This is a genomic window from Amycolatopsis sp. NBC_00348 (assembly GCF_036114655.1).
Lineage (GTDB): Bacteria > Actinomycetota > Actinomycetes > Mycobacteriales > Pseudonocardiaceae > Amycolatopsis.
The window spans coordinates 3466398-3483122 of sequence record NZ_CP107994.1 but is presented as its reverse complement, the minus strand read 5'-3'; the positions used below and the strand labels follow the sequence as shown (position 1 = coordinate 3483122).

17 protein-coding genes and 1 pseudogene are annotated in these 16725 nt (G+C 73.1%); 9 read left to right on the top strand and 9 right to left on the bottom strand.

Annotated elements, in window-relative coordinates:
• Positions 1-9: 9 nt before the first annotated feature.
• A complete protein-coding gene (locus OHS58_RS14705; RefSeq protein WP_328648601.1) occupies positions 10-2250 on the top strand; it encodes a heavy metal translocating P-type ATPase in 2241 nt (746 codons plus the stop codon).
• On the opposite strand, the gene OHS58_RS14700 is transcribed toward OHS58_RS14705, so the two are convergent.
• The gene (locus OHS58_RS14700) at positions 2231-2380 is read right to left on the bottom strand and encodes a hypothetical protein (protein WP_328648600.1); all 150 of its coding nucleotides are present in this window, start codon (positions 2378-2380) and stop codon (positions 2231-2233) included. The genes OHS58_RS14705 and OHS58_RS14700 overlap by 20 nt on opposite strands.
• A 1-nt stretch (position 2381) precedes the next feature.
• Positions 2382-3119 carry a zf-HC2 domain-containing protein gene (locus tag OHS58_RS14695; protein WP_328648599.1) on the bottom strand — a complete coding sequence of 246 codons (738 nt, stop codon included), beginning with the start codon at positions 3117-3119 and terminating at the stop codon, positions 2382-2384.
• A gap of 62 nt (positions 3120-3181) precedes the next feature.
• Here OHS58_RS14695 and OHS58_RS14690 point away from each other — a divergent pair, with 62 nt between their 5' ends.
• Positions 3182-3754, top strand: a complete 573-nt coding sequence (locus OHS58_RS14690) for a sigma-70 family RNA polymerase sigma factor (RefSeq protein WP_328648598.1) — start codon at positions 3182-3184, stop codon at positions 3752-3754.
• Positions 3755-3773: 19 nt separating this feature from the next.
• Here the strand turns inward: OHS58_RS14690 and OHS58_RS14685 are convergent, their stop codons facing one another.
• Complete coding sequence (locus OHS58_RS14685) at positions 3774-4349, bottom strand: sigma-70 family RNA polymerase sigma factor (RefSeq protein WP_326953545.1); 576 nt, start codon at positions 4347-4349, stop codon at positions 3774-3776.
• A gap of 128 nt (positions 4350-4477) precedes the next feature.
• Between OHS58_RS14685 and OHS58_RS14680 the strand changes: the two genes are divergently transcribed.
• Together OHS58_RS14680 and OHS58_RS14675 are read left to right on the top strand one after the other, a co-directional pair.
• Positions 4478-4684 carry a heavy-metal-associated domain-containing protein gene (locus OHS58_RS14680; RefSeq protein ID WP_326949314.1) on the top strand — a complete coding sequence of 69 codons (207 nt, stop codon included), beginning with the start codon at positions 4478-4480 and terminating at the stop codon, positions 4682-4684.
• Between the two features lie 125 nt (positions 4685-4809).
• Positions 4810-7023 (top strand): heavy metal translocating P-type ATPase, encoded by a 2214-nt coding sequence (locus OHS58_RS14675; protein ID WP_328649810.1) that lies wholly within the window; start codon positions 4810-4812, stop codon positions 7021-7023.
• 98 nt (positions 7024-7121) lie between these two features.
• Here the strand turns inward: OHS58_RS14675 and OHS58_RS14670 are convergent, their stop codons facing one another.
• The 3 genes from OHS58_RS14670 to OHS58_RS14660 all read right to left on the bottom strand — a co-directional run bounded on the left by OHS58_RS14670 (position 7122) and on the right by OHS58_RS14660 (position 9117).
• A complete protein-coding gene (locus OHS58_RS14670; RefSeq protein ID WP_247051505.1) occupies positions 7122-7277 on the bottom strand; it encodes a DUF6131 family protein in 156 nt (51 codons plus the stop codon).
• Positions 7278-7542: 265 nt separating this feature from the next.
• Complete coding sequence (locus tag OHS58_RS14665; RefSeq protein ID WP_326949315.1) at positions 7543-8364, bottom strand: maleylpyruvate isomerase family mycothiol-dependent enzyme; 822 nt, start codon at positions 8362-8364, stop codon at positions 7543-7545.
• A 186-nt stretch (positions 8365-8550) separates the two neighbouring features.
• Positions 8551-9117: a TetR family transcriptional regulator gene (locus OHS58_RS14660; protein WP_328648597.1), complete on the bottom strand. Its 567-nt coding sequence runs from the start codon at positions 9115-9117 to the stop codon at positions 8551-8553.
• Positions 9118-9216: 99 nt separating this feature from the next.
• Here OHS58_RS14660 and OHS58_RS14655 point away from each other — a divergent pair, with 99 nt between their 5' ends.
• The 5 genes from OHS58_RS14655 (at position 9217) to OHS58_RS14635 (ending at position 13106) form a co-directional block, all read left to right on the top strand.
• Complete coding sequence (locus OHS58_RS14655; RefSeq protein ID WP_328648596.1) at positions 9217-10116, top strand: oxidoreductase; 900 nt, start codon at positions 9217-9219, stop codon at positions 10114-10116.
• A gap of 14 nt (positions 10117-10130) precedes the next feature.
• On the top strand, positions 10131-11093 hold the full coding sequence (locus OHS58_RS14650; protein WP_328648595.1) for an alpha/beta hydrolase: 963 nt from the start codon (positions 10131-10133) through the stop codon (positions 11091-11093).
• 54 nt (positions 11094-11147) lie between these two features.
• Entirely contained in the window at positions 11148-11540 is a 393-nt protein-coding gene (locus tag OHS58_RS14645) for an AraC family transcriptional regulator (protein WP_328648594.1), read from the top strand.
• A gap of 57 nt (positions 11541-11597) precedes the next feature.
• A complete protein-coding gene (locus OHS58_RS14640; protein ID WP_326949320.1) occupies positions 11598-12014 on the top strand; it encodes a VOC family protein in 417 nt (138 codons plus the stop codon).
• A gap of 114 nt (positions 12015-12128) precedes the next feature.
• Positions 12129-13106: a YeeE/YedE thiosulfate transporter family protein gene (locus OHS58_RS14635; protein WP_328648593.1), complete on the top strand. Its 978-nt coding sequence runs from the start codon at positions 12129-12131 to the stop codon at positions 13104-13106.
• Here the strand turns inward: OHS58_RS14635 and OHS58_RS14630 are convergent.
• The 3 genes and pseudogenes from OHS58_RS14630 to OHS58_RS14620 all read right to left on the bottom strand — a co-directional run.
• Positions 13063-14397, bottom strand: a pseudogene (locus OHS58_RS14630) (thioesterase domain-containing protein); the annotation flags it as partial. The gene OHS58_RS14635 and the pseudogene OHS58_RS14630 overlap by 44 nt on opposite strands.
• 92 nt (positions 14398-14489) lie before the next feature.
• The gene (locus OHS58_RS14625; protein WP_328648591.1) at positions 14490-16202 is read right to left on the bottom strand and encodes a fatty acyl-AMP ligase; all 1713 of its coding nucleotides are present in this window, start codon (positions 16200-16202) and stop codon (positions 14490-14492) included.
• Positions 16203-16217: 15 nt separating this feature from the next.
• A complete protein-coding gene (locus OHS58_RS14620) occupies positions 16218-16550 on the bottom strand; it encodes a hypothetical protein (protein ID WP_328648590.1) in 333 nt (110 codons plus the stop codon).
• Between the last annotated feature and the right edge of the window lie 175 nt (positions 16551-16725).

Genomic DNA, 16725 nt, shown 5'->3' with positions numbered 1-16725 from the left:
GGAGAACGCATGACCACCGCAACCCCGGTCATCGGGGCGGTCCGCACCGTCGACCTGGCCGTGTCGGGCATGACCTGCGCGGCCTGCTCGGCGCGGGTCGAACGCACCTTGAACAAGCTCGACGGCGTCCGCGCCTCGGTCAACTACGCCACCGAGCGGGCCACCGTGCAGGTGCCCGCCGAGTTCGACGACGGTGTGCTGATCGAGCGGATCCGCAAGGCGGGCTACGGCGCCCGCCTTCGGGGTGACGACGACGAGGACCTCACACTGCGGCGGGTTCGCGACCTGCTGCGCCGGCTGGTCGTCGCGGCGGTGCTGGCCGTGCCGCTGGGCAACCTCTCCATCACCCTGGCCCTGGTCCCGTCGCTGCGGTTCCCCGGCTGGCAGCTGCTCTGCCTCGGCCTCGCGGTGCCGGTGGTGTTCTGGGCGGCGCTGCCGTTCCACCGGGCGGCGTTGCGCAACCTGCGGCACCGATCGTCCAGTATGGACACGCTGGTGTCGCTCGGCGTCCTGGCCTCCTTCACGTGGTCGGCGTGGGCGACTTTGTTCGGCGGCCACGATCCGGGCTACTGGGTCGGGTTCGGGCCGACCGCGGCCGGCGCGGACGCGATCTACCTCGACGTCGCCGCCGGCGTGACGACCTTCCTGCTGGCCGGTCGCTACTTCGAGAGCCGGTCACGCCGCGGCGCCGCCGGGCTGCTGGCCGCTCTCGACGCACTCGCCGCGAAAGACGTGCGGGTGCTGCGTGACGGCGTCGAGCGGATGGTGCCAGTGGGGGAGCTGACCGTCGGCGACCTGTTCGTGGTGAAGCCGGGGGAGGCGCTCGCCGCCGACGGCGTGGTCGACAGTGGACGGTCCACTGTGGACGTCAGCGCGGTGACCGGGGAGCCGGTGCCCGCGGAGGCCGGGCCGGGTGACCGGGTGATCGGCGCGTCGGTGAACCGGGACGGCCGCCTGGTCGTGCGCGCCACGGCCGTCGGCGCCCACACCCAGCTCGCGCAGATGACCGCGCTCGCCGAGCGGGCCCAGGCGCGCAAGGCGTCGGTGCAACGGCTGGTGGACCGGATCTGCGCGGTGTTCGTGCCGGTCGTGCTCGTGCTGTCGCTGCTCACCCTCGGGGGGTGGCTGCTCACCGGGCACCCGGTGCGCGACGCGTTCACCGCGGCCGTGTCGGTGCTGATCATCGCCTGTCCGTGCGCGCTGGGCCTGGCGACGCCGACCGCGCTGATGGCCGGGGTCGGCCGCGGTGTCCGGCTGGGCATCCTCATCAAGGGCCCGGACGCGCTGGAGGCCAGCCGGCGGATCGACACCGTCGTGCTCGACAAGACCGGCACCGTGACCACCGGCCGGATGACCGTCACCGGTGTCCACCCGGCGCCCGGCCGCAGCCGCGGCGACCTGCTGTGGTTCGCCGGCGCGGCCGAAGCCGGCTCCGAGCACGCCATCGCCGCGGCCGTCGTGACGGCGGCGCGCGCGGAACTCGCCGACCTTCCCGACGTCACCGGGTTCACGGCGCTGCCCGGGCTGGGCGCCCAGGGCACAGTGGACGGTCGTGTGGTCCTGGTCGGCAGCCCGAAGCTGTTCGCCGAACGCGCCGTCGTCCTCGACGCCGAGTTCGAGGCGCTCGTAGACGCCGCACACCGGGCCGGCGCGGTGCCGGTGCTCGTCGCCGTCGACGGCGAGGTCGCCGGGCTGCTCGTGGTCCGCGACGTCGTGAAGCCCTCGGCCGCGGCGGCCGTGACCGCGCTGCGTGAGCTGGGCCTGCGGACCGTGCTGCTCACCGGCGACCACGAGATCCCGGCGCGGGCCGTCGGCGCCGAGATCGGCGTCGACGAGGTCCGGGCGAGCGTGCTGCCGGCCGGCAAGGCCCGTGTGGTCGAGGAGCTGCGCGCCGCGGGCGCCCGGGTCGCCGTGGTCGGCGACGGCGTCAACGACGGCCCGGCGCTCGCGACCGCCGACCTCGGCATGGCCATGGCCCACGGCAGCGACATCGCGCTCCGTTCGGCCGACGTGGTCCTCGTGCGGGAGGACCTGCGGGTCGTCCCGGACGCCATCCGGCTCGCCGACCACACGCTGCGGACGATCCGCGGCAATCTCGTGTGGGCCTTCGGCTACAACGTGGCCGCGCTCCCGCTGGCCGCGCTCGGCCTGCTCAACCCCTTGATCGCCGGCGCCGCGATGTCGCTGTCGTCGGTCCTGGTGGTGTCCAACAGCCTGCGGCTGCGATCGTTCAGCCGGCCGCCGGGGTGAGGACCTTGTCCAGCACGCCCGCCTTGACGTCGGCGACGAGTACCTCGAGCTGCTCGAGGCTCATCTCGATCCGCTGGCCGAAGTCGTCGGTGATGACGATCGCGCGCTCCGGCGGAGCTCCTTCGGCCACGTCAAGCCGCGCGGCGACGGCTGGCCGGCAGGTGCGGGAACCGGCGGCGCCGGGCCGGGCCGCCGTCCTCGGCGCGGGGTTCCCAGCCGAGCGTGACGTCGTCGTGCGCCGCGGGCTCGACGCGGGTGCCCGTGCCCGGCGTCGACGTGCGGCGGTGCTGGCGGCGGACGCCGTAGAGGAGCCCGACCCCGGCCACGAGCAGGCCGTGGGACAGCACCCGGGACACGGTCACGTCGCCGTCGAAGAGGTCGATGCCCGACACGAGACCGAGGACGGCCACGAACCCGGCCAGCGCGGGCAGCAGCCCCGACGCCGTCGCCGGGCGCAGTGCCGCCCAGAGCAGGCCGAAGCCCATCGCCAGGTTCCAGGCCGCGCTCTCGTTGCCGAGGTGCACCGCCATCGCCATCATCCCGCCGTGCCCGGCGTGGCCGACGTCCGCGCAGAGGAGCTCGGCGAACCCGAGGCCGCTCTGGACCAGCGCGACGAGGGCCAGCGCGATCCGCAGGCCCCAGCGCTGGGCCGAGGGTGCCGGGACCTCGGTGAGGATGCGCTCGGTCAGGTCGGGCACCTGCGGTGCTTCGCGGACCAGCAGCAGCCGCCGCAGCCGCACGGCGTCGTCGTGCCACGCCCGGCAGTGCGGGCAGCCCGCGAGGTGGCGGTCCACCACCGCGTCCGGCAGCGAACCCGCTTCACCGTCGATCCGGGCCGAGAGCGCTTCGCGGAAGTCGGAGCAGTTCACCTCCACATAGTCGCGCGGAGACCCGTCGGAGTTCCCGGGGGTGTGGGTTACGGTGTCGTTCCGTGAACTCCAGCCGGGATCGTGACGACGAACGGATCACCGCGCTCGCCCTCGCCGCGGCGCGCGGTGACCAGCGCGCCTACGCGGACTGGGTGCGCTCGACCCAGGCCGACGTCTGGCGGTTCGTGGCCCACCTGACCGACTCGGTGATCGCCGACGACCTGACGCAGGAAACGTACGCCCGCGCGGTGACCTCGCTCACCCGGTTCGCCGGGCGGTCGTCGTCGCGCACCTGGCTGCTGTCGATCGCCCGCCGGGCCGTGGTCGACCACTTCCGGGCGCGCTCGGCGCGACCGCGGCTGTCCGGTCAGGACTGGACGGCGGCGGCCGAAGAGCAGTCCGCCCGCAGCCGGGCGGACTCCGCCGGGTTCGAAGAGGTCGTCGAGGTCGGGCTGTTGTTGCGGGACCTGGACGGCGAGCGGCGCGAGGCGCTCGTGCTGACCCAGCTGCTCGGCTACACCTACGCCGAGGCCGCCGAGATCTGCGGCTGCCCGATCGGCACCGTGCGCTCCCGGGTCGCCCGGGCCCGCGAGGACCTGCTGACCGCGCGCGACGAGCGCGGCAACGTCAGCTGAGGGTCCACAGTGGACTCGGTCAGCTGACCGCCGGATAACCCGGCCGGACTCCGGCCATGGCCGCCAAAAGGTCTTCCCTCGCTCGGGCGACCCGGGAGCGGATCGTGCCCACGGGACACCCGCAGACTTCCGCGGCGTCCGCATAGGACAGTCCCAGCGTCTGCGTCAGCACGAACGCGTCGCGCCGGTCGACGTCGAGGGCCTGGACCAGCTGGTCGAGCACGACCTGCTCGTCGAACCGCGCCGCGCGGGACGGCTCGGCGCGCTCCGCCGCGGCCTCCCAGTCGGTCACCGACGACCGGCGCGGCCGGGCCTGCAGCGCGCGGATGTGGTCGGCGACCGTCCGCCGCGCGATGGACAGCAGCCAGGTCCGGGCCGAGGAGTCGCCCTTGAACCGGTGCAGGCTGCCCAGCGCCCGCAGGTAGGTCTCCTGGCTCAGGTCGTCCGCCGACTGCGCGTCGCAGAGCCCGGCGACGAACCGCCAGACGAAGGGCTGGGTGGCGCGGAGGAACTGCTCGAGAGCCGGGCCGTCGCCGCGGCCGGCGAGCAGGGCCCACCGCGTGATGTCGGCGTCGTTCGCGCGTTCTGGCCTCACACCCGCTACTACGTCGCCCACGCCGATCCGGTTGAAAACGATCTTGAAGAAAACCGGCGGGAACCAAACGCTTCCCGCACCCGACCTTCCCGCCACGACACGGCCGTGGGCCGGGAAGGTGGACGACGATGACCCAGACGACGTACGCGGTGACCGGGATGACCTGCGGGCACTGCGCCAGTTCGGTCCGCGAGGAGCTCGGCGAGCTGTCCGGCGTCCGCGAGGTCGACGTCGACCTCGGCACCGGCAATGTCCTGGTCACCAGCGAGACGGCCCTCGAGCTCGGGCAGGTCGAGCAGGCGGTCCGGGTCGCGGGCTACCAGCTCGTCCGATGACCACCGGAGGCCGTCCCGCCGACCCCGTCACCGCGCCCATCCGGGCCCTCGGCCGCGTCGACGTCCGCGCCGCGGTGGCCCCGCCCGCGCCGGCCGGTGCGGAGTTCGAGCTGGTGGTCGGCGGCATGACCTGCGGGTCGTGCGCCGCGCGGATCGAGCGGAAGCTCAACCGGCTCGACGGCGTCGAGGCGAGTGTCAACTACGCGACGGAGAAGGCGCTCGTGCGGGTGCCACCGTCGATGACGGTCGACGACGTGATCGAGGCGGTCGAAGCGGCCGGCTACACCGCCGCGCCGCCCGCACCGCCGATAGCCGCGGAAGACGCCGAGTCGTTGCCGGCCGATGCGTTGCGCCGCCGGCTGCAGCTGTCGGCGTCGCTGGCGGGGCCGGTGATCCTGCTGGCGATGGTGCCCGTGCTGCAGTTCCCGGCCTGGCAATGGGTTTCGCTCGTCCTGGCGTCCCCGGTGGTGCTCTGGGGCGCGTGGCCGTTGCACCGCGCGGCCTGGACGAACCTGCGCCACGCCACCGCGACGATGGACACGCTGGTGTCGATGGGTGTCGCCGCGGCGTACCTCTGGTCGCTCTACGCGTTGTTCTTCGGCGGCGCCGGGGTCATCGGCATGCGCCACGAGTTCGCGCTCACCCTCTACACCGACCACGACGTCGACGGGATCTACTTCGAGGTCGCCACCGGCGTCACGCTGTTCATCCTGGCGGGCCGCTACTTCGAATCGCGGTCGCGACGCCGCGCCGGGGCGGCCCTGCGGGCGCTGCTCGACCTCGGCGCCAAGTCCGTCTCCGTGCTGCGCGACGGGCGTGAGGAGCGCGTCCCGGTCGACCGGCTGCGCGTCGGCGACCACTTCGTGGTCCGGCCGGGGGAGAAGATCGCGACCGACGGCGTGGTCGTCGACGGCGCGTCCGCGGTCGACCTCAGCCTGGTCACCGGGGAAGCCGTCCCGGTCGAGGTCGGCGTCGGTGCCGACGTGGTCGGTGCGACGGTCAGCATGAGCGGACGGCTCGTCGTGCGGGCCACCCGCGTCGGCACCGAGACGCGGCTCGCGCGCATCGCCGCGATGGTGGAACGCGCGCAGAGCGGCAAGGCCGGCGTGCAGCGGCTCGCCGACCGGGTGTCCGCGGTGTTCGTGCCGATCGTGATGGGTCTTTCCCTGGCCACGCTGGGATTCTGGCTCGTCTCCGGCGCCGGGACCGGGATCGCGTTCACCGCCGCGGTCGCTGTGCTGATCATCGCCTGCCCGTGCGCGTTGGGGCTGGCGACGCCGACGGCGCTGCTGGTGGGCACCGGCCGCGGCGCGCAGCTCGGAGTGCTGGTCAAGGGCCCGGAGATGCTGGAGTCGACGCGGCGGGTCGACACCGTCGTGCTCGACAAGACCGGCACGGTGACCACCGGCAAGATGACCCTGGCCGCCGTGAAGACCGTCGACGGCGTGCCGCAGGACCTGGCGCTGCAGCTGGCCGGCGCGCTGGAAAGCGCGTCGGAGCACCCGATCGCGGTCGCGGTCACCGAAGCGGCCCGCCGTCGCTTCGGCGACGTCGGCCAGGTGCGGGAGTTCCGGGCCGTCGCGGGGTACGGCGTGCTCGGGCGGGTGGACGGCCACCGCGTCGTCGTCGGCCGGCCCGAGCTGCTGCAGAAGATGTCGGTGCGCGTGCCGTCGGCGCTGTTCAAGGTGAAGCAGCGGGCCGAGCGGGCCGGGAACACCGCTGTCCTGCTGGCCTGGGACGGTTTCGCGCACGCGGTGCTGGTCGTGGCCGACACGGTCAAGCCGACGTCGGCCCCGGCGGTCTTCCAGCTGCGCCGGCTCGGCTTGACGCCGGTGCTGCTGACCGGCGACAACGAGGCCGTCGCGCAGGCGATCGGCCAGGAGGCCGGGATCACCGAGGTGATCGCCGGGGTGTCGCCGGAGCAGAAGGTCGAGGTGATCGCGGACCTGAAGGCACAAGGCCGGGTCGTCGCGATGATCGGCGACGGCGTGAACGACGCCGCCGCGCTCGCCACGGCGGATCTCGGGCTGGCGATCGGCACCGGCACGGACGCGGCGATCGAGGCCGCGGACCTGACGTTGGTCCGCGGCGACCTGATGGCCGCGGTCGACGCGATCCGGCTGTCCCGCCGCACCCTGGCGACGATCAAGGCGAACCTGTTCTGGGCCCTGGCCTACAACGTGGCGGCGCTGCCGCTGGCGGCGGCGGGCCTGCTGAACCCGATGATCGCGGGTGCGGCGATGGCCGCGTCGAGCTGCCTGGTCGTGTCGAACAGCCTGCGCCTGACGCGGTTCCAGGGCACCGCGGTGGGGCCACCGGTGCCGGATCCGAGGGCGTGACGCGGTCGGCTTCGGCGTTCGGGGCCGGGAGCAGCAGCTCCCGGCCCCGCGTCAGTGCGTGCCGGACGCGGACCGCCGGTCCTCACCGGAGGATCCGCTCAGTACCAGTGCCCGCGGCCGCCGACCTTGCGCCCGGTTCCACCCAGGACGGCGAGGATGACACCGGCGACGGCCAGCACGATGCCGATCGTGTACAGCACGGGGATGCCGATGAGAAAGCCGAGGACGATCAGGATGACGCCGAGGATGATCACGGTCGGAAAGCTCCTTCTGCTCACGGAGGGCCGGGCACCGGAAGCGGTGGCCTTTCGCCCGGGCCCGGAGTGCCCAGGGATCTCCGCGGTCAAACACACGTCTTCATCCCATCGGTCCACGGGGGACAGGCCGGCGGGACGAGGGTCGATCACAGGCCGTCGAGGAGACGCTTGAAACCCTTGCGGGAGGCCACACCCAGCTTCGCGTAGATGTTGCTCAGGCATTTGCCGGCGTTTCTGGCAGCACGTCCGCCGCACCGTGCGGCTATTCCGACACGTGGGCGGTGTGCTTCAGCCAGTGCTCGGCGAGTGCGACCTTGCCCTCGGTGATGACGTAGCCGGCCTTCTTGCCCGTCAGGGGAATCCGGCGTGTCATGACGAACAGCAGCGACTTCGCCTGACCGCTGACGGTCACGTCGGCCGTGCCGTTGCGGTCCCAGCGCGTGCCTTCGGCGTAGCGCTCGACGTACCACTCGCCGGAGTTGCCGAGGCCGGGTTCGTCGGTGGCGTGCCAGTGCAGGACCTCGCCGCCACCGCGGATCGCCTTCGCCGAGACCGGGCTCTGCTGCTCCCACGTCGGCGAGGTGAGCATGGCCAGGTGGTTGGTGATGAGATCCGCGGCGGTGGCGGCGTCGAGGTCGTAGTCGAGGTCGTAGTCGTCGCCCGCGGCCGCGGCCGCGTCGTAACCGTGGATGACGGCCTCGTTGAGCAGGCTGTGCAGCCAGAACTCCGCGCCGGTCCGCTTGTCGTCGGCGGCGTTGAACACCGAGTCCGCCAGCGCTTCGTCGGAGCAGGCCGCGACGGCGCGGGCGGCGGCGTCGGACAGCCAGTCCTGCCACTCCGCGACCTTGGGTGCCTTGGGCTTCTCGGCGCCGGGCAGCTCGGTCGGGTCGCTGACCCGGCGCTCGACGAGCTCGGACACCCAGTGCAGCGTCTGGCCGACGTGCTGGACCAGGTCTTTCACCGTCCAGTCCGGGCAGGTCGGCACCGAAGTCCTGGCACCGGCCGTGACAGCGGATTTCGCCAGCCGCAGCACGTGGTCCTCGAGTGCCAGCCGGCAGCGTTCCGCGTTCAGCTCGGGAATCATGTGTTCGCCCTTCCGTGCTCCATCAGCTCGAGTTCACGGCTCGCCCGCTCCGGGGATCGCCGAACTCGCCACCGCGTCCTGACTGACGGTGTACCGCTCCGCGCGCTGCCGCAAACGGTTCGGCCGACAATCGCGGACCCGCCGTGCACATAAAGCTTTTTCGAAGAAGTGGCGGCCCTCCAACGGCTACGGCTCGACCAGCCTGCGTACGGCTTCGACGATCGTGGCCCGTCTGGCCGCGTGCTCGTGGGGGCCCAGGTCGCTGATCTCCTGGTTTTGGTGGGCCCACATCGAGGCCGTGTTGATGGTGAGCATCAGCAATTCCGGGGCGGAGAAGCGCGTGGACAGCCTGCCTTCGTCTTGGGCCTGCCGGATCGCGTCGATCTTCGCCCGGTTCGCGTTGGTGATGGCCTCGATCGCCGGCCGGTGACCCGGCTGCTCCAGCCGGTGCCACGCGGCGAGGCGCATCACCTCCGGGTGGGCGGTCTGCCCGTCGAAGAGGGCGCCCGCGTACTCCGGCAGGTCGTCGGGGGAGAGCGGGGCCTGCTCCGTCGTCCGCACGACGACTTGGTCGAACACGGCGTGGAAGAGTTCCTCCTTGCCGCCGAAGTAGGTGTAGACGAGGCCCACGCTGCACCGGGCCCGGCCGGCGAGCCGGTCGATCCGCGCGCCGGCGATGCCGTGTTCGGCGAACTCGGCCAGCGCGGCCTCCAGCAGCGCGCGGCGCTTCGCCTCGGGATCTCGGGGTGCCATGCGTCCCACGTTATTGAGTGAACGTTCATTTGACAAGTCGGGACGGACCGTGCTTACCTGGACGGGTCGAATTGAATGAACGTTCACTTAGGAGTTGGGATGGACATCCCTTCGCAGGTCGGCAAGCGTGCGCTGGTCACCGGGGCCACCGGCGGGATCGGGTTCGAGACGGCGGTGGCGCTGGCCGGGGCCGGTGCCGAGGTGGTCGTCGCCGGACGGGGGAGGGCCAAGGTCGACCAGGCGGTCGCCGCGGTGCGCGAGGCCGTCGGCACCGCCAAGGTGGAGGGGCTGGTGCTCGACCTGGCCTCGCTGGCCTCGATCGACGGGGCCGCCTCCGCCGTGCTCGCCGGCGGGCGGCCGCTGGACCTGCTGATCAACAACGCGGGCGTCATGGCCGTGCCCGAGCGACGGGAGACCGCCGACGGGTTCGAGCTGACTTTCGGGACCAACCACCTCGGGCACTTCGCGCTGACCGGGCGCCTGCTGCCGGCCCTGCTGGCCGCGCCCGCGGCCCGGGTGGTGACGGTGAGCGCGAAGGTGGCGCGGAACAAGGGCGCGACGCTCGAGGATCCGCTGAGCGCGCAGTCCTACGGCTCGGGGATGGCCTCGTACACGAAGTCGAAGCTGGCGAACGTGGTCTTCACGCTGGAACTGGCGCGACGGGCGGCCGGAACCGGGATCACCGCCGTCGCCGTGCACCCGGGCACGAGCAACACGGGGCTCCAGCAGCACCTGCCGAAGTACATGCAGGTCATGGCGTCCTTGGTGCTCGAGCGATTCGTGGGCCAGAGCCCGGCTGACGCGGCCCGGCCGTCCCTCTACGCCGCGACGAACTCCGGCGTCAAGGCGGGCGACTTCGTCGTGCCGCAGGGGCGCGCCGAGCTACGCGGGGCCCCGCACGTCGCCGAGATGCCCCCGGCCGCCACCGATCCCGCCGTCGGACGCCGGTTGTGGGAACTGTCCGAACAGCTGACGCACGTCACCTACTCCTTCCAGTGAAAGGGCTTTCCGTCATGACCTTCCAGTTCGAATCCGTGCCCGAGTCCATTCTGGAGCAGATGCGCGGGATCAACGCACAGCTCGCCGCCGCCGACCTCCCGGACCCCACCACCGCCGAAGGGCTGGCGGTGATGCGCGGAACGACGTTCCAGGTGCCGGCGGCGACCGAGCTGGTTCCGGTCGACCGCACGGTGTCCGGTCCCGCGGGCGAGGCGACCGTGCGGATCATCCGGCCGGCCGGCCCGGTGACCGGCGTCGTGTTCCACGTGCACGGCGGTGGTTTCGTGCTCGGCGCGCCCACGGACGACGACGCGATCAACGACCTGCTGGCGCGCACGGCCGGCGTCGCCGTGGTGTCCACCCGCTACCGGCTCGCGCCGGAGCACACGTTCCCCGCTCCGATCGAGGACTGCCTCGCGGCGGCGGTGTGGCTGGCCGGCGCGGTGGAGGAGGAGTTCGGCACCGACCGGATCGTGGTGTCCGGGTACTCGGCGGGCGGCAACCTGGCGGCGCACACGTTGCTGCGCCTGCGGGACGGCTTCCCCGAGCTGTTCGGCCGAGTCGTGGGAGCGAGCTTGGTGTTCGGCGTCTACGACCTGTCGCGGACGCCGAGTTCACGTTCGGCCACGCCGGCCACTCCGGTGCTGCCGCCGCGCTGGCTCGACCAGTTCGTCGGACTGGCGTTCCCCGGACTGGACAAGGAGAAGCTGCGCGACAGCGCAGTCTCCCCGCTCTACGCCGACCTGCACGGGATGCCGCCGGCCCTGTTCACCGTGGGAGAACGAGACCCCCTGCTGGACGACTCGCTGTTCATGGCCGCACGCTGGCGCGCCGCGGGCGGGCAAAGCGAACTGGCGGTGTGGCCGGAGTCCCCACACGGTTTCGTCGGGATGACCCCACCGACCGGGCTCCCGGCGCAGCACCGGATCAACGCGTGGGTGAAGGCGCTGCTGAGCGAGAAGCAACCGGCCGAGTGAGAGGCGGCGCACGGGCCGCATCGGGGTCGGTGTGTCCGGCATAGGGTGTGCTCCGTGAGCCGGGCCGGGGAAGAGAGCAACCGTCGCCTGCTGCGCGCACGCGACACCATGGACCGGGATTACGCGAAGCCGCTGGACGTGGCCGCCTTGGCCGGGGTCGCGCACGTCTCGCCGGTGCACTTCATCCGGACCTTCCGCGCGACCTTCGGGGAAACCCCGCATCGCTACCTGCAACGCCGGCGCGTGGAGCGGGCGATGTTCCTGCTGCGCTCGGGGGATCGGAGCGTCACCGACATCTGCCTGGAGGTCGGCTTCATCAGCCTCGGGACCTTCAGCAGGACGTTCCGCGACATCGTCGGCGAGTCGCCGACGGCGTACCGGCGGCGTGGACCGGTGGCGGACGTGCCGACCTGCTTCGCCATGGCCTGGATGCGGCCGCGGGGCTGACCGGGACGATCATTTCGGATAAGCGTCCCGGCGCGCATCTGAACTACCGTCGCCGGCATGCTCAACGCGATCACGATTTCCCAGATCTTCGTACTCGACCAGGACGAGGCGCTCGACTTCTACGTCGGCAAGCTCGGCATGGAGGTCGGCACCGACGCCGACCTCGGCTTCATGCGGTGGTTGACGATCCACGTACCCGGTCAGCCCGACCGGGAGATCCTCCTGGAGAAGCCCGGATCGCCGAGGCTGGACGAGGCGACGGCCGAGCAGGTCCGGGACCTGCTGACCAAGGGGGCGATGGGTGGGTCGCTGTACTTCAGCAGCGACGACTGCCGCAAAACGTACGAAACGCTGCTGGCCAAGGGCGTGGAGTTCACCGACGAACCGACCGAACGCCCGTACGGGATCGACTGCGGCCTCCGTGACCCGTTCGGCAACAGCATCCGCTTCAACCAGCCGCTGTCCGGTTCCTGACGCGGCTCACGCGGAGGGGACGGCGCGATCACCCGGATGACGACCGAGCCGGGACCGGCCGAGCCCCGAACCACCAGCGGACACCCCTGAGCACGACGGAGGAGGCGACCGCCGGTGACCACGATCGCCCTGGTCACCGGCGGGGTCGCCGGCGTCGGGATGGGCTACGTGCTGCAACGCGCCCAGCTGTGCTTCCACGCCACGTTCTCCGGAGCGCTCGCGAGACGCTTCCTGCTGGCCCGCGGCTGGCTCCTGGGTGTGGCGATCAGCTCCGTGGGCCTGTCGGTGCTGTTCCTGACCCCGCTCGGCGACGGCCTGAACAGGGGCCTCCCGTTCGCGCCGGTCGCCGATGTGGTGGGCGGTGTGGTGATCGGCGTCGGGATGGCCGTCGCCGCGACGTGCGTCTCGGGGCTGTTCTTCAAGCTCGGGTCGGGCATGCTCGGCTGCCTCGCCGGGCTCGGCGGCTGGGCGGCCGGTGAACTCGCCGCCCGGCAGGTGGTACTTCCCGGGCCGACCGTCCTGCCGGCAGGAGCCGGAGCCACCTTCCCCGCCTTGCTCGGCGTCCCTCGCCTGGCGTTCGCGGTCGTGTTCCTGGCCGTCGTGGGCGTGGTCCTGTGGCGGTGGCGCGCCGCGGAGCGCCCGCGGCCGGGGCAGTGGGACTGGCCGGTCACCGGCGTCGCACTCGGCGCGGTGACGATCGCGGGCTGGGTGCTCGCCGGCGTCGGTGGCGCGGGTTTCGGTCCCAGCACGGTCGGCGCGGTGGCCGGTTTCGCCGCCGGTGCGCCGAACTGGTGGCTGACGGCGTTCCTGCTGGGCATCGTCGTGGGCGCCGCGGTCGCCGCGCGGGTCAGCGGCGAGTTCCACGTCCGTGGCGAACGTCCCGTCCGCTACGTCCGGCTGGTCGCCGGCGGATTCCTGCTCGGTGCCGGTGGCTGGATCGCCGGTGGCTGCAACCTGGGCCACGGGCTCTCGGGCGTGGCGCAGCTCAACGTGGCGTCGTGGGTCGTCGTGGCCGCCATCGTCGCCGGGATCGCGCTCGCCCGCGCCGTCAACCGCGCTGCCACAGCAGGCCCGCCAGGTGCCGCGCGATGACGTCGACGTGCGGCGGGTCCACGACCGCCAGGTGGTGCGCGGGCACCGGCACGATCTCCAGGCGCGGGCACAGGTCCGCCCAGCCCGCCGTGGCGTCGGTGCGGGAGTACCGCGGTTCCATGGCCAGCCCGGCGGCGTACGGCTCGGTCGCCCGGTAGAGCACGATCCGGCCGTCGTAGGGCGGCGGCACCGCGCGTTCGGCGGCGAGAGTGTCCAAAAAGGACTGACGCTGGTGCCGCAGCACGCCGGGGCCGAGCAGCCCGGCCTCGGCGACCCGTCGCACGGTCAGCTCGATCTGCGCCTCCTCGGGCAGCGGCGCGAGCTCGTCGTGACCGAGGTGGACGGCCCGGCCGTAGGTGCCTTCGACGTACCCGGTGAACCGCAGGAACCGCCGCGCCGACGACGCCCGCGGGTCGAGGCCCGGTTCCGGCAGCGGCAGCGTGGTGTCGATGAGCGCGACGAGGTCGACGTCCGCGCCCTCGCCGGCAAGCCTCGCGGCGAGGCCGTAGGCCAGCGCCCCGCCGAACGACCAGCCGGCCAGCCGGTAGGGCCCGTCCCGCTGGGCCTCGCGGACCAGCGGCAGCAGCCGGTCGACGCGCTCCTCGACGCTGGCACCGGGGACGCGTTCGAAGCCGACGCACGGCAGCGCTTCAGGCAGCCGCTCCAGCAGCGGCCGGTAGACCGTGCACGTGCTCCCGCCGGGGTGGAACAGCAGCAACGGCGCGACGCCGGCGTCCCCGGGCGCGAGGACGTGGACGGGCCCGCGTTCCTCCCGGGTGTCGAGGACGGCCCGCGCGACGTCGGCGACGGCGGCCAGGGAGTCGTGCCGCAGCAGGTCGGCGGCGTCGGCCGGGGTGTCCAGCTCGGCCGTGAGCCCGGCGGCGAGCAGCCGGGCGAGGCGTGCGGGCCGGTCGGTGCCGGACAGCAGGACGTGTGTGCCGCTCGGCTCGGACCCGGTGTGCACCGCCCACAGCCGCAGGACCAGCCGGTCGGCGGCGTCCCAGGCGCGCCCGCGCGCCGGTCGCGGGGACTCGCCTTGCCGGAGCGCGAGATCGCGGTTGAGGTCGGCGAGGGTGACGGCCCGCAGGACGGCGGCGGCGAGCTCCGTGCGTGGCACCGGCCCGAGCGGGCCGGGTGGCGCCACGGCGGGCACGGTTCCGGACCCCGATCCGGAACCGCGGTTCAGCTCGGCAGGCCCCCCGGCCGTCGAGGTGAACCAGTACCGCTCGTGGCGCCACCACATCGGCGGGACGTCCACCAGCCGGGCCCCGTCGCGCGGCCCCGCGCACGTGGCCGGGGCGACGTCGGGCTCGCCGGTGCGGCTGCGGGCGACGTGGTCGATGGCCGGGCTGTCCCGCAGCAGCGCGTCAGGCGAGAGGTTTCTCATCGCACCAAGGCCTTTCCGTACGCGTGGGCGAGGTAGCGGTCGCGGCAGGCGCTGCGGGCGATCTTGCCGCTGGACGTCCGCGGGACCTGGCCCTGCGGCACGAGGACGACGTCGCGCAGCGCCAGCCCGTGCGCGGCGGCCACGAGGCGCCGGACCGTCGCGGTCAGGTCCCGTTCGGACTGCTCGGACAGCTCGGCGTGGCCGCGGTGCTCCGCGACGACGACCGCGCCCTCGGTGTCGGCCGCGTCGACGGCGAACGCGGCCACGCTGCCCGGGCGGATCGCCTGGTTCGCGCCGGCGACGGTCGCCTCGACGTCCTGCGGGTAGTGGTTGCGGCCGTCGACGATGACGAGGTCCTTGAGCCGGCCGGCGATGTAGAGCGCGCCGTCGTGCCGGACGCCGAGGTCGCCGGTGCGCAGCCACGGCCCGGTGGGCAGCCCGGGGTGGTCGCCGGTCAGCCGGGCGCCGAAGGTTTCCGTGCTGTCGATCGGCTGCTGCCAGTACCCGTCGCCGACGTTGGGGCCGTGGACCCAGATCTCGCCGACCGCCCCGTCCGGGAGCGCGACGGCGGTGTCCGGGTCGACGAGCGCCACGTGCTGGCCCGCCGGCGCACCGCAGGCGACCAGCCGGACGCCGTCACCCGCCTCGACCGCGACGCCCTCGCCGAGCGCGTCGCGGTCGAACGTCGTGACGCGCGGAGCGGCGTCGGCGGTGGTCACGAAGACGGTCGCCTCGGCCAGGCCGTAGGACGGGCGCGTCTGCCGCGGCCGGTAGCCGGCGACGGCGAAGGCCGTGTGGAAGCGGTCGAGGAAGTCCGGGTTGATCGGCTCGGCCCCGTTGATGATCCCGGCGACGCCGCCGAGGCGCAGCCGGGCGCGGTCGGCTTCCCGCACGCGGCTCGCGCAGTAGCGGAAGGCGAAGTTCGGCGCGGCGGTCCACGCGCCGGGCCGGTCACCGAGCAGTTCCAGCCAGCGGATCGGGCGTTCGATGAAGGCCAGCGGGTGCATCAGCACCGAGCGCAGGCCCAGCACCAGCGGCGTGATCAGGCCGAGGACCAGGCCCATTTCGTGGAACAGCGGCAGCCACGAGACCGTCGTGGCCTCCTGAGGGTCGAGGCCGAGCCCGCGGGTGGCCTGCCGCACGTTGGCGAGCACGTTCGCGTGGGTCAGCACCACGCCGGCGGGGGAGCGGGTGGAGCCGCACGTGTACTGCAGGTACGCGACGTCGCTTGCCTTCGCTTCCGGGGCGGGCCGGGTCCGGACCGCGTCGACGCGGTCGACGGCCACGACCTCCACGCCGGCTCCGAGCAGTTCCTCGACGGCGGCCCGCGCGGCGGACGTCGTGACGACGGCCGCGGGCGCGCAGTCGGCGAGCATCGCGGTGAGCCGCCCGGCGCGCCCGGGCAGGCCGGGGGCGAACAGCGGCACGGCGATCGCGCCCGCGGCGATCGCGGCGAGGAACCCGACGACGTAGTCGATGCCCTGCGGGCAGAGCACGGCCACCCGGTCGCCGGGCCGGACCGGCAGCGCGCCCGCCGCGGCGTCGACGCGCCGGGCCAGCTCCCGCCAGGTGGGGGTCCGCCGCCGCCCGCCGCGGTCGCCGCTGAAGTCGGCGAAGGTCAGCGCGGGGTCGTCGGCCTTGACCGTCGCCCAGTGCCGCAGGCACGCGATCAGGGTGTCACCCGCCGGGCTTTCCGGGGCCAGGTTCATGGGTTCTCCTCCGGTCTATCGGCCCAGCCGCGCCGCCGCGTGCTGCCACGCGGTGACGGCCGGGGTGTCGAGGTCGGTGGCTCCGGCGACGGTGCGCAGCCACGGCAGAACCTGTTGGTAGGAAAGGGTTTTCGCGCTGGCGACGTCGAAGGTGTCGCGTGGCGCGAGCGGAACCACGCCGAGTGGCAGCGGAACGGACACGGGAACAGCGGGCGGAAGCGAAACCGGAGGTATTGTTTCCGGTTTCCCCGCCGAGCCGGAAATGGTGCCGGCCGCGGCGGCGACGATCAGCAGGGCCGTGACGCGCACCGGCGGAAAACGGGACGGGCGACGAATTCGGGCAGTCATGGCCACGCCTTTTCCGGTGGATTCGAGGGTTCGCGGTCCCGCGGTGGAACGGCGTGTGCGGTGGCCGTCGGCCCGGCGGCACGGGGCGAACGCTACGACAAGTAATCGGTTACCGGAAGGGTGTCAAGAAAACGTAAACGCTCTTCATCTACTGGGAGTGACCTGCGAAATCGCC

Bases quoted from the DNA above. Each gene is read 5' to 3' on its own strand.
- OHS58_RS14705 (WP_328648601.1), top strand. From the start codon at position 10: ATGACCACCGCAACCCCGGTCATCGGGGCGGTCCGCACCGTCGACCTG.
- OHS58_RS14680 (WP_326949314.1), top strand. From the start codon at position 4,478: ATGACCCAGACGACGTACGCGGTGACCGGGATGACCTGCGGGCACTGC.
- OHS58_RS14675 (WP_328649810.1), top strand. From the start codon at position 4,810: ATGACCTGCGGGTCGTGCGCCGCGCGGATCGAGCGGAAGCTCAACCGG.
- OHS58_RS14665 (WP_326949315.1), bottom strand. From the start codon at position 8,364: ATGATTCCCGAGCTGAACGCGGAACGCTGCCGGCTGGCACTCGAGGAC.
- OHS58_RS14660 (WP_328648597.1), bottom strand. From the start codon at position 9,117: ATGGCACCCCGAGATCCCGAGGCGAAGCGCCGCGCGCTGCTGGAGGCC.
- OHS58_RS14655 (WP_328648596.1), top strand. From the start codon at position 9,217: ATGGACATCCCTTCGCAGGTCGGCAAGCGTGCGCTGGTCACCGGGGCC.
- OHS58_RS14650 (WP_328648595.1), top strand. From the start codon at position 10,131: ATGACCTTCCAGTTCGAATCCGTGCCCGAGTCCATTCTGGAGCAGATG.
- OHS58_RS14640 (WP_326949320.1), top strand. From the start codon at position 11,598: ATGCTCAACGCGATCACGATTTCCCAGATCTTCGTACTCGACCAGGAC.
- OHS58_RS14625 (WP_328648591.1), bottom strand. From the start codon at position 16,202: ATGAACCTGGCCCCGGAAAGCCCGGCGGGTGACACCCTGATCGCGTGC.
- OHS58_RS14620 (WP_328648590.1), bottom strand. From the start codon at position 16,550: ATGACTGCCCGAATTCGTCGCCCGTCCCGTTTTCCGCCGGTGCGCGTC.